The following is an 11,351-nucleotide window of genomic DNA, read 5'->3' on the forward strand; positions in this document are numbered from 1 at the left end:
GGCGCCGTTCACCCCTGATGACCGCCGGGACCTCGTCAGAGCCGTGGGTCGACCGGCTCCGACTCCAGGGCGAGGACCGCGAAGACCGCCTCGTGGATCCGCCAGAGCGGCTCCCCCTCCGCCAGGCGGTCCAGCGCCTCGACGCCCAGGGCGTACTCGCGCAGGGCCAGCGACCTCTTGTGGCCGAGGAAGCGCGATCGCAGCCGCTCCAGGTTCTCCGGCCGCGTGTACTCGGGGCCGTAGATGATCCGCAGGTACTCCCGGCCGCGCACCTTGACGCCCGGCTGCACGAGCCGGCCCCTGGAATCCCGGACGAGGGCGCCGAGGGGTTTGACGACCATGCCCTCCCCGCCGCGACCGGTCATCTCCAGCCACCAGTCGACGCCGGAGCGCACCGAGTCGTCATCGCCGGTGTCGACGACGAGACGGCGGGTGACCTGGAGCAGCCCGGTCGGGTCGTGCTCGACGAGCCGGTCCAGCCAGGCCAGCTGCTCGTCGTGCGGCACGGCGGCCAGCGAGCGGCCCCGCACGGCCAGGACCTGGAAGGGCGCGAGCCGGACACCGTCGAGTCCTTCGGTGCTCCAGCAGTACCGGCGGTACGCCTCCGTGAACGCGGCGGCGTCCGCGGCCCGCTCACGCTGCCGCCCCGCGAGGGCGGTGACGTCCACCCCCCGGGCGGCCGCGGCGGCGAGGGCGTCACCGGCCACGGGGAGCGCCGCCCCGGACGCGGCGCCCACGGCCGCGTACTGCGAGCGCAGGAGGCCCGCGGCCTTGAGGGACCAGGGCATCAGCTCGGCGTCGAACAGCACCCAGTCGGTGTCCCACTCCTCCCAGAGGCCGGCGGCGGTGACGGCCGTGCGCAGCCTGCCGAGGACGACCTCGGTGAGCGCCGCGTCGTCGAGGAACGGCCGCCCGGTGCGCGTGTACAGGGCTCCGGTGGGGCCGTCGGTGCCGAAACGCTCACGGGCCGCCTCCGCGTCCCGGCAGACCAGGGCCACCGCCCGCGAGCCCATGTGCTTCTCCTCGCACACGACCCTGCCGACTCCGTCCGCGCGGTACTGCGCGAAGGCCTCGGCCGGGTGCTCCAGGAAGCCCGCCTCCTGGGAGGTGGCGGTCGGCGCCATGGTCGGGGGGAGGTAGGCCAGCAGTCTCGGATCGACGGCGAACCGGCTCATGACCTCCAGCGCCGCGGCGGCGTTCTCCTCGCGCACCGCGATCCTGCCCATGTGCCGTGTCTCGACGACCCGGCGGCCCTGTACGTCGGCGAGGTCGAGCGGACGGCCCTCCCGACCCCCGGGCGCCTCGCTGACCAAGGGCTTCACCGGCTCGTACCAGACCCGCTCGGCCGGTACGTCGACGATCTCGCGCTCCGGCCAGCGCAGGGCGGTCATCCTCCCGCCGAAGACCGCTCCGGTGTCCAGGCACAGGGTGTTGTTGATCCACGAGGTGACCGGCACGGGGGTGTGCCCGTAGACCACGGCCGCACGGCCGCGGTACTCCTCCGCCCACGGGTAGCGCACCGGCAGCCCGAACTCGTCGGTCTCGCCGGTCGTGTCTCCGTACAGCGCGTGCGAGCGGACCCGCCCGGAGGTGCGGCCGTGGTACTTCTCGGGCAGCCCCGCGTGGCAGACGACCAGATTGCCCTCATCCAGGACGTAGTGGCTGACCAGCCCGTCGATGAACCGCGCCACCTCGGCGCGGAACTCCGGGTCCTCGGCGTCCTCCCGCTCCAGCTGCTCGATGGTCTCGGCGAGGCCGTGGGTCGGCTGGACCTTGCGCCCCTTGAGGTGGCGGCCGAGCTTGTTCTCGTGGTTGCCCGGCACGCACAGGGCGTTGCCCGCCGCCACCATGGACATGACCCGGCGCAGCACCCCGGGGCTGTCCGGTCCGCGGTCGACGAGGTCGCCGACGAAGACGGCGGTGCGCCCGTCGGGGTGCACGCCGTCCGAGTAGCCGAGCTTGCCCAGCAGGGACTCCAGCTCGGAACTGCAGCCGTGGACGTCGCCGATGATGTCGAAGGGGCCGGTGAGGTGGCGCAGGTCGTTGTAGCGCCGCTCCAGGACGATCTCGGCGGAGGCGGCCTCCTCCTCGGTGCGCAGGACGTGCACCTTGCGGAAACCCTCGCGCTCCAGGCCGCGCAGGGACCGGTGCAGCTCACGCCGGTGGCGCTGGACCACGTGCCGGGGCATGCCGGCGCGGTCCGGGCGGGTGCTGTTGCGTGCGCGGCAGACCTCCTCGGGCAGGTCCAGCACGATGGCGATGGGCAGTACGTCGTGCTGCCTGGCCAGCTGCACGAGCTGTCTGCGGCTCTCCGGCTGCACGTTGGTGGCGTCGACGACGGTGAGCCGCCCGGCGGCCAGCCGCTTGCCGGCGATGTAGTGCAGCACGTCGAAGGCGTCCCGGCTGGCGCCCTGGTCGTTCTCGTCGTCGGCGACCAGGCCGCGGCAGAAGTCCGAGGAGACGATCTCCGTGGGCTTGAAGTGCCTGCGCGCGAAGGTGGACTTGCCCGAGCCACTGGCGCCGATCAGCACGACGAGCGAGAGGTCGGTCACCGGCAGCGTGCGAGAGGTACTGGTCATGCGGCCTTCGCCTCCTTCGTCTTCGTCGGTGCCGGTGCGGCTGCGGGCGTGGTTGCGGGTGCCTGCGTCGTTGCGGGTGCCGGTGCCTGCGTCGTTGCGGGCGCCTGTGCCGGATCCTGCGGCTGGGCGCGGATCGTGAACACGGCCATCTGGGTGGGCGGGCCCACCTCCGGGTCGTCCGGGCCCACGGGGAGATACGTCACCACGTACCCGTGGCGGCCGGCCACCCGCTCCCCCCAGTCCCGGAACTCCTGCCGGGTCCACTCGAACCGGTGGTCCCCGTGGCGCACGTGTCCGGCCGGGAGCGTCTCCCAGCGGACGTTGTACTCGACGTTCGGCGTCGTCACGAGCACGGTCTGCGGTCGGGCCGCACCGAACACGGCGTACTCCAGCGCGGGCAGCCGCTCGAGGTCCAGGTGCTCGATCACCTCGCTGAGCACCGCGGCGTCGTACCCCTTCAGCTGCTTGTCGGTGTACGTCAGGGCGCCCTGACGGAGGATGACCCGAGCGGCCTGCCGCTCGCCCATCCGGTCGATCTTGAGCCGACGCGAGGCGACGGTCAGTGCCCGCATCGACACGTCCACCCCCACGATCTCCGTGAAGCGCGCGTCCTTGAGCAGCGCCTGCAACAACTGGCCCTGTCCGCAGCCGAGGTCGAGAACCTTGGCCGAACCGGCGGCACGCAGGGCCGCCAGAATCGCCTCGCGGCGCTGCTCGGCGAGCGGCACCGGCTTCTCCTCCGTGTCGGTGGTCTCGTCCACGGCGTTGTCGACGCTCTCCACCTCCAGGTCGTCCGACTCGGCCAGCCGTACCAGTTCGAGGCGTTCCGTCGCCTGCCGGGTCAGCCCCCAGCGGCGGGAAAGGTAACGACTGGTGATGAGCTTCCGCTCGGGGTGATCGGCCAGCCAGCCGTCACCGGCCCGGAGCAGCTTGTCCACCTCGTCGGGCGCCACCCAGTAGTGCTTGGCGTCGTCGAGGACGGGCAGCAGCACGTAGAGCTGGCGCAAGGCGTCGGACAGCCGCATCTCGCCCTCCAGCACCAGCCGTACGTAACGCGAGTCGCCCCACTGCGGGAACTGCTCGTCCAGCGGCACGGGCACCGCCTCGATCCGTGCCCAGCCGAGCGGCCCGAACAGCTCGCGCACCAGCTCGACGCCGCCACGCGCGGGCAGCGCGGGCACCTCGACGCGCAGCGGCAAGGACTCCTCGGCCCGCTCGGGCATGGCCCGGCACACGCCGTTCAGCGCGGACTTGAAGACCGCCGCGATGGCGACCGAGAGCAGGGAGGACGCCGCGTAGGGGCGGTCGTTGACGTACTGCGCGAGCGCCGCGTCGGGGGCGCCGCCCCGGCCCTTGCCCTTGCCGCGCCGGACGAGCGCCACCGGATCCACCTCCAGCAGCAGCGCGGCCGTGCACCGCTCCGCGGACGCCTCGGGGTAGAAGACGTGTGCGGTGCCGTGCGCGGTGGAGAACGCCTGTGCCTTCTCGGGATGCTTGTGCAGCAGGAATCCGAGATCGGTGGCAGGGCGTTCGGGGGTGCCGGTCATGCCGATAGTCAAGAACACGCGTCCGAGTATGGCCCTGCCTTCCGCCTCCTACCAGGCATTTTTCACGCTCGGGCCTCCCCCAGCAGGGCGGACAGCCCGGCGATGTCCGCAGGGCCGACCCGGCAGCAGCCTCCGACCAGCCGGGCTCCGGCCCGCTGCCAGTCCCGCACCCGCTCCGGCCGGAAGGTGCTCGCGCCCGTCCACTCCCGGCGGGCGGCATCCCACTCCTCACCGCTGTTGGGATAGACCACCACGGGCTTGCCGCACGTCGCCGCCAGCTCCACCGCAGCGTCCGCGTCCTCGGGAGCGCAGCAGTTGACCCCGACGGCCACCACCTGGTCGTTCCCCGCCACCAGCCCGAACGCCTCCGCCAGCGGCTGCCCCGCCCGGGTCCGGTCCCCCGCGACGCTGTAGGACAGCCAGACGGGCACCGGCAGGTCCTCGACGGCCCGCAGCAGCGCCTCTGCCTCGTCGATGTCCGGCACCGTCTCCAGGGCCAGTACATCGGGACGAGCCCCGGCCAGCACCTCGGCCCTTGGGCGGTGGAAGCGCTCCAGCTCGCGGACGCTGAGCCCGTAACGCCCGCGGTACTCACTGCCGTCCGCGAGCATCGCCCCGTACGGGCCGACCGACGCGGCGACCCAGACCTCCCGGCCGGCCGTGGCCGCCGCCCGGCGGGCCGAGTCCCCGCCGCGGGCCATCAGCTCCGCCGCCCCGGCCGGCCCGACACCGTGCCGCGCGAAGCCCTCGAACGTCGCCTGGTAGCCGGCGGTGGTGAGCACCTGCGCACCCGCCCTGACGTAGGCCGCGTGAGCGGCCTCGATCTGCTCCGGCGCGTCGGCCAGCAGCCGGGCCGACCACAGACCACCGGACAGATCACACCCCTGCTCCTGCAACTGGTTGGAGAGACCGCCGTCCAGCAGCACCGTCCCGTCACGGAGCGCTTCCCCGAGCGTGCGGGCGGGCGGGTCCTGCGGTGTACGGGCGGGTGGCACGGGCTTCTCCTCCACGTCGTCCTCTCACTGCCACGTCGTCCTCTCGGTCGGCGGGTGCACGGCCCCGCCACGGCTGCCGCTCCCGGGCGACGGCTCCCCGGCGGCCGGAGTCCCCGCGGGGGGACCGCCGGCCGGTTGGCGGGAGGTCACCGACTACGTGCGTCCTCTCTCCCGCCCAGCTGCGACTGGACCTGCGACGAGATCAGTTCCAGGTGGTCCAGGTCATCCAGGTCCAGGATCTGGAGGTAGACGCGTGACGCCCCGATCGCCGCGTACCTGCCGATCTTGTCGACCACCTCGCCGGGCGAGCCCGCGAGGCCGTTCGCCTTGAGGTCCTCGACCTCGCGCCCGATGGCGGAGGCGCGCCGCGCGACCTCCGCGTCGGTCTTTCCGACGCAGACCACCAGGGCGTTGGAGTACACCAGGTCCTCCGGTGCGCGACCCGCGGCGGCGGCAGCGGCCCGGACCCGGGCGAACTGCTTTTCGCTGTCCTCGATCGACGCGAAGGGGATGTTGAACTCGTCCGCGTACTGGGCGGCCAGACGCGGGGTGCGCACCGCACCGTGTCCGCCGATCAGGATCGGCACCTTGGCCTGGGCGGGCTTCGGCAGGGCCGGCGAGTCGGTGAGCTGGTAGTACGTGCCGTCGTAACTGAACGTCTCACCGACCGCGGTAGCCCACAGGCCTGTGACGATCGCCAGCTGCTCCTCCAGCCGCCCGAACTTCTCCTTCGGGAACGGGATGCCGTACGCCTTGTGCTCCTCCTCGAACCAGCCCGCGCCCAGGCCCAGATCGACCCGGCCGCCGGACATCTGGTCGACCTGGGCCACCTGGATGGCCAGCACGCCCGGGAGGCGGAAGGTCCCTGCCGTCATCAGGGTGCCGAGCCGGATGCGCTTGGTCTCGCGGGCCAGCCCCGCCAGGGTGATCCACGCGTCGGTCGGTCCGGGCAGTCCGTCGCCCGAACCCATGCGCACGTAGTGGTCCGACCGGTAGAAGGCGTCGAAGCCGAGGTCCTCGGTGGCCTTGGCGACGGTGAGCAGTGTGTCGTAGCTCGCCCCTTGCTGGGGCTCGGTGAAGATTCGAAGATCCATGCTTCTATCCTGCACCGTCGACCCCGGCGGTCCCCGGCTCTCCTCGCCCCGGTCATGGCCGGAGGCGGGCGGACCCCGCCCCCACCCGGTCACGGCCGGCCCGTCCTGGAACCCGCCGGCCCTCTGATGACCCCGTACGGGCCGTCGCGCATCTGCTCCGCCTCCTGCTCGCGCTCCCGCTCCGCGAGCCGCCTCAGCATGCCGTGCACCCGGTCCACCGACTCGTCGACGGCGTCTATGGCCTCGATGCACTGCCAGTAGAGCCCTTCCTCCTCCGTACCGCAGGCGACGCCGACGAGGGCCATTCCGACCTCACCGAGGAGCAGGGCGAGCGCGGCCAGCGTGCGGCCGGGCTCGGTGACCTCGGATAGCTGGGCGGCCCGCGCGCCTGTGACCGGAACCATCGGATGGCCGAGGACGGGCGCACACGCCGCGCCGATCTCGCTGAGGCCTCGGGCGTCCGTCCGCAACTCCGACGGCCCGCACCTCACCAACTGCCCTCCCACCGCCCGGGCGAGGGCCTGGGCCTGCCACGCCTCCGCCATCACCGCGGGCGCTCCCCGGCTCTCCGCCAGAGACCGCCGACCCGCCTGGATGAGCCGCTCCGCTTCCATGGCACTCCCCCGTCGTCACGAGAACCCGCTCACCTCTTTCATTACCCACAGTGAGGTGTACGCCACCGTAAAGCCAGAGGAAATCGGAAATCTGTGGACAGGTATCCGATTGTGGATAAGTTGATCACTCCGAAGAGTGACCACCCTGGCCGCTGCGGGGGTCGACGCGGTCGGGAATCGGGAAGCGGGCCTCGTTCCGCTCGATCTTGGCCGCCAGCGCGGCCAGTGCGTCGACGCCGAGCACCCCGCAGAACTGCAGCAGATACGCCAGGACGTCCGCGACCTCGTCCTCGACGCGGTGCGCCGTCGCCGGGTCCTCCATGACCCGGGCCGCCTCCTCGGGCGTCAGCCACTGGAAGATCTCCAGGAGTTCGGACGCCTCCACACTGAGGGCCGCCGCGAGGTTCTTCGGCGTGTGGTACGGCTCCCAGGCGCGGGAAGCGGCGAAGTCGGCCAGCCGGCGCTGCAGTCGCGCCACATCGGGTTCGGTCACCGGCCCAGGTCTACCACTGCCGCACCGTCGACGGCACGGGCCTGTGCCGCGGTCGCCTCCGTGACCGTCCCGAGCAGCCTCATGTGCCCGCCCGCGCAGATCGACGCGGCCAGTGCCAGCAGTTCCGTCACCTGCCTCACGTCCATACCGCGGTCGAACCCGTCCGCCAGGACCGTGAGCGCCTGCATCGCCGAGGGGACCTCCGCGGCCGGGTCGACCACGAGGACGTGCGGCCCCGTCAGAAGCACCAGGGAGAGGGCCAGATACCGGAGTTCGCCGTCGCCGAGGTGGCCGAGAGGGGTGCTGTGGCCCGCTCCCCGTTCCGTGCGGGCACGGACCGTCCCGTCCGCCAGGCGCTCGACGCCCAGCCCCGTCACCCGCCCGGCACATCCCGCGTCCGCGCCGGCCACCAGCCGGGCGTGCCGCTGCGCGCACTGGCCGTGGGTGCGCAGCAGCACATCGGCCAGGTTGTCGCACGAGGAGGTCAGCCGGCCCTCCCCGACGGGGACGGCCGCACGCATCCGGCCCGGCTGCGGGTCGCAGACGAACGCCGACCGCAGCGCCACCACCACCTGCTCGGCGGCGGCCAGCACCCTCAGCTGCCCGTCCGTGGTGCCCGCGACCCGCAACGGGAGCAGGGCCGTGCCCAGCCGGTCGTCCGGGAAGGGCGCGCGCGTCACCGGGACCGCGCCCCCGGTGTGCCAGGCGGCCTGCACGGTGGAGCGCCGCGGGTCGCGCAGCGCCGTCGTCAGCAACGTCTCGCGGCCGTCCGTCAGCCGCTCGCCGACGATGCGCAGGCTGGGTTCCGCCTGGACGGCCAGATCGAGCCTCACCGGCCCGGCCGGCCCCTCCACGGTGCAGCCGAGCCGGAAGCCCCGGCGCCCCTGTGCGTCGGCCCCGGCCCGTGCGGGCACCCAGGCCGCCGGGTCGGGGAAGACGTCCTCCAACGGGTCACCGGCGGCGAGCCGCGCCAGCGCCTCGTACCCGCGCAGGGCGGTCGACTTGCCGCTCCCGCTGCCCCCGGCGAGCAGGGTGAGCGGGCCGAGCGGGATGACGGTGCGGCGGTGGGCGGCGAAGGCGTCGAGACGGAGCTCGCCGACGTACGGCCGGGGTGTGCGGATGGTTCGGGCGGGCGCCGGGGCAGGGGGCGTCGCGGGGGAGATGACAGTCATGAGCGGACCGTACGCACGCCTCCGGCCGGCGAACCGTTCCGCCCGCACGACCTTCCTACGATTGGGGTACGCCCGCCGCGGTGACCCCCTCGACCTCCATGCCGGCCGGTGCGAGCAGGAAGACGTTCCGGTCGACGCGGTGCATCCCGCTGCCCAGTCCGAACACCACACCGCTGCTGAAGTCCAGGATCCGCTTGGCCACATCGCTCTCGGCACCGGTCAGGTCCAGCAGGACGGGAATCTGGGCCACCAGGTACTCGGCCACCTCGCGCGCGTCCGCGAAGACCTGGACCCGCAGGACGACCATGCGCCGCTGTTCGGCCGACTCCCGCTGCTCGGGGACCGCGCGGTGGTCGACCCGGGAGGGCCACTCGTTGCGCCCCCGCAGGGGTACGACCTGCGCGAGCCCTTCCCACTGTTCGTCGGTCGCGTCGTACCTGTCGTACCTGTCGTACCTGCTCACAGAACGACCCCGTCCGTATGCCGGTTGGCTGTGCGCCGGCTGCGCTCGCTGTTCATCGGGCAATTCTCACCTCCCTCACCCGTTCGGCGTACCACCGACACGGGCCGGAGCGTGATCGACACCCTCGGGCGCGGCGGGGCCGTCCGCCCCGGGGAGCGTGTCGAGCGGGGTGAAGCGCACGGGGAGGTGGGCCGGCGCACGGTGGAAGGGGCCCGGGCGCCAGAGCAGTTCGGCGGGCGCGACGGCGAGTTCCAGGTCACAGAGCTGGCTGGTGAGCTGCTCGATCGCCGTCATCGCCATGAGCAGGGCCGGCTGCTTGGCCGGACACCGGTGCGGACCCGTCGACCACGCCAGGTGGGCACTGTCGCCGGAGCGCACGTCGAAGCCCGAAGCGACGGGCGGCGACTGGGTGTTGGCGGCGGCGAAGGAGACCATGACCAGCTGTCCGGCGCGCAGCGCGACACCGTGGAACTCGGTGTCGCGCCGGGGATAGTGCGCCCCCATGTTGGCCAGCGGCGGGTCCCGCCAGAGCACCTCGTCGATCGCCTCCTGCGCGGTCATCGCGCCCCCGTGCAGGAAGCCTCCGTACCGGCTGTCGCTGAGCATCCGCAGGAGGGCGTTGCCGATCAGGTTCGTCGTCGGGTCGTGGCCGGCGCTCATGATCAATGTGATCTGACGCACGGCCTCGTCGTCGTCGAGGCCCGCCGGGTGGGCGAGGAGGTAGGTGGTGAGGTCCCGCCCCGGGCGGGCCCGGCGCTCGGCCACGAGTTCGGTGACGACGCCGACCAGGTCGGCGTAGGCGGCTGCGGCGCCCTCGGCCGGGTCCATCATCCCCGAGACGCCGCGGACGATCCGCTCGCCGTCCTCCGGGACGACTCCGAAGGACTCGGTGAAGACGTGGAGGGGGAGCCTTCGCGCGTACTGGGCGATCAGGTCGCCGGAGCCCGTCGCGGAGAAGTCCGCGATGAGCTGGCGGGCGATCCTGGCGACCTCCGCCCGCAGCAGGTGCGGTTCGATGAGCGCCAGGGTGTCGTTGATGGCCTCGCGGTAGCGGGCGTGGACGGAGCCGTCGCTGAAGAGAGCCGTGGGCCGGTGGCCGAGCACCGGCAGGACCGGCGAGTCGGCCGGGACGCCTTCCTGCCAGGCGCGCGGGTCCTTGGTGAAGGTCTCGGTGTCCCTGAGCAGGTCGACGGCGGCGTGGTAGTCCGTGACCAGCATCGCGTCGATGCCCGGCGCGATGCGGACGCGGGCCAGCGGCCCCTGGGCGCGCAGCCGGCGGTAGTGGCCGTGCGGATCGGCGGCGAAGGCGGGGCCGTACAGCGCGGGCGGCTCGTGGGGCGGGACGGTGGCGGGCGGCGGGGTGGGGCCGGCGGCTTCGGGAGCCGTACCGGGTCCGGGCAGGTTCATGACGGGTCCTGGGGCGGGGGCAGGCACGACAGCGCGTGCTCGGCGAGGGCGATCAGGGCTTCGATGCCGCCGCGGCGTTCGCGGGCGTCGCACTGCACCAGCGGGGTCCGCGGCGCGAGGTCGAGGTGCTTGCGCAGGACCTCGTCCGTGTGCGCGGGTGCGTCGGGGAAGCGGTTCACGGCGACGGCGTAGGGCAGCCCCTGCTCCTCCACCATGTCCATGACGGCGAAGGAGTCCTCCAGGCGGCGGGTGTCGACCATGACGAGGGCGCCGAGGGCACCGCGGGCGATGTCCTCCCACAGCGGCAGGAACCGCTCCTGCCCGGGGGTGCCGAACATGTACAGCACCAGGTCGTCGTGCACGGTCAGCCGGCCGAAGTCGACGGCGACCGTGGTCGTGGTCTTGTCCGGAAGCCCGGCGGTGTCGTCGAGCCGGCTGCTCGACTGCGTCATCACCTCTTCCGTGTGCAGGGTCGGGATCTCCGACAGGGTGCGGATCAGGGTCGTCTTGCCCACGCCGAAGGGGGGGCCTCCCCCTGAGTGGTGGACACGCTGATACTGGATCTGCTTGATCCGGAGGAAGCGAGAAGACCGCCGATGGCGATGAAGGATTATTCGGACGAGTTCAAGGCCGACGCTGTGGCCCTGTACGAGTCCACACCTGGGGCGACATACAAGAGCATCGCCGCTGACCTGGGCATCAACCGGGCGACCCTGCGTGCGTGGGTGCTGCGGGACCGCGAACGCCGTGGCGTCACCGCTGCGGCTGCGCGGCCTCCCGCCCGGCCGGCAGCGGTCGCGTCCACTGATCCGGACGAGCGGGTCCGGCGTCTGGAGGCCCGGGTGGCGGAACTCGAGGCCAGTGAGCGCAAGCTCGCCACCGAGCGGGACATCCTCCGCAAGGCAGCCAAGTATTTCGCCGGAGAGACGAACTGGTGATCAGCCGCTTCCAGTTCGTTGACGACCACCGGGCCACCTACGAGGTGAA

Annotated in this window: 10 protein-coding genes and 1 pseudogene; 1 reads left to right on the top strand and 10 read right to left on the bottom strand. The window is 72.6% G+C overall.

Annotated features, from left to right (window positions below):
- Window positions 1-35 precede the first annotated feature (35 nt).
- The 10 genes from ABZ371_RS09495 to ABZ371_RS09540 form a co-directional block, all read right to left on the bottom strand.
- Window positions 36-2,579: a polynucleotide kinase-phosphatase gene (locus ABZ371_RS09495; RefSeq protein WP_358675859.1), complete on the bottom strand. Its 2,544-nt coding sequence runs from the start codon at window positions 2,577-2,579 to the stop codon at window positions 36-38.
- Window positions 2,576-4,144 (bottom strand): 3' terminal RNA ribose 2'-O-methyltransferase Hen1, encoded by a 1,569-nt coding sequence (locus tag ABZ371_RS09500; protein ID WP_358675861.1) that lies wholly within the window; start codon window positions 4,142-4,144, stop codon window positions 2,576-2,578. Before ABZ371_RS09500 ends, ABZ371_RS09495 begins: the two co-directional genes overlap by 4 nt.
- A gap of 44 nt (window positions 4,145-4,188) precedes the next feature.
- Window positions 4,189-5,121, bottom strand: coding sequence for a homocysteine S-methyltransferase (mmuM, locus tag ABZ371_RS09505; protein ID WP_358675864.1), 933 nt, complete (start codon window positions 5,119-5,121; stop codon window positions 4,189-4,191).
- A 146-nt stretch (window positions 5,122-5,267) separates the two neighbouring features.
- Entirely contained in the window at window positions 5,268-6,215 is a 948-nt protein-coding gene (locus tag ABZ371_RS09510; protein ID WP_358675866.1) for an LLM class F420-dependent oxidoreductase, read from the bottom strand.
- Between the two features lie 89 nt (window positions 6,216-6,304).
- The gene (locus ABZ371_RS09515; RefSeq protein ID WP_358675868.1) at window positions 6,305-6,829 is read right to left on the bottom strand and encodes a DUF6099 family protein; all 525 of its coding nucleotides are present in this window, start codon (window positions 6,827-6,829) and stop codon (window positions 6,305-6,307) included.
- 124 nt (window positions 6,830-6,953) lie between these two features.
- Window positions 6,954-7,322: a nucleotide pyrophosphohydrolase gene (locus ABZ371_RS09520; protein WP_358675871.1), complete on the bottom strand. Its 369-nt coding sequence runs from the start codon at window positions 7,320-7,322 to the stop codon at window positions 6,954-6,956.
- On the bottom strand, window positions 7,319-8,542 hold the full coding sequence (locus tag ABZ371_RS09525; protein ID WP_358675873.1) for an ATP-binding protein: 1,224 nt from the start codon (window positions 8,540-8,542) through the stop codon (window positions 7,319-7,321). Before ABZ371_RS09525 ends, ABZ371_RS09520 begins: the two co-directional genes overlap by 4 nt.
- 7 nt (window positions 8,543-8,549) lie before the next feature.
- A complete protein-coding gene (locus tag ABZ371_RS09530) occupies window positions 8,550-8,957 on the bottom strand; it encodes a cell division protein SepF (RefSeq protein ID WP_358675876.1) in 408 nt (135 codons plus the stop codon).
- A 75-nt stretch (window positions 8,958-9,032) separates the two neighbouring features.
- The gene (locus ABZ371_RS09535) at window positions 9,033-10,364 is read right to left on the bottom strand and encodes a cytochrome P450 (RefSeq protein WP_358675879.1); all 1,332 of its coding nucleotides are present in this window, start codon (window positions 10,362-10,364) and stop codon (window positions 9,033-9,035) included.
- Window positions 10,361-10,936, bottom strand: a complete 576-nt coding sequence (locus ABZ371_RS09540; RefSeq protein ID WP_358675882.1) for an ATP/GTP-binding protein — start codon at window positions 10,934-10,936, stop codon at window positions 10,361-10,363. The genes ABZ371_RS09535 and ABZ371_RS09540 overlap by 4 nt, the downstream gene beginning before the upstream one ends.
- Before the next feature lie 24 nt (window positions 10,937-10,960).
- On the opposite strand from ABZ371_RS09540, the pseudogene ABZ371_RS09545 reads away from it, so the two are divergent.
- Window positions 10,961-11,351: pseudogene (locus ABZ371_RS09545) on the top strand (transposase); the annotation flags it as partial.

The sequence above is a fragment of the Streptomyces sp. NPDC005899 genome, from assembly GCF_040629645.1.
GTDB lineage: Bacteria > Actinomycetota > Actinomycetes > Streptomycetales > Streptomycetaceae > Streptomyces.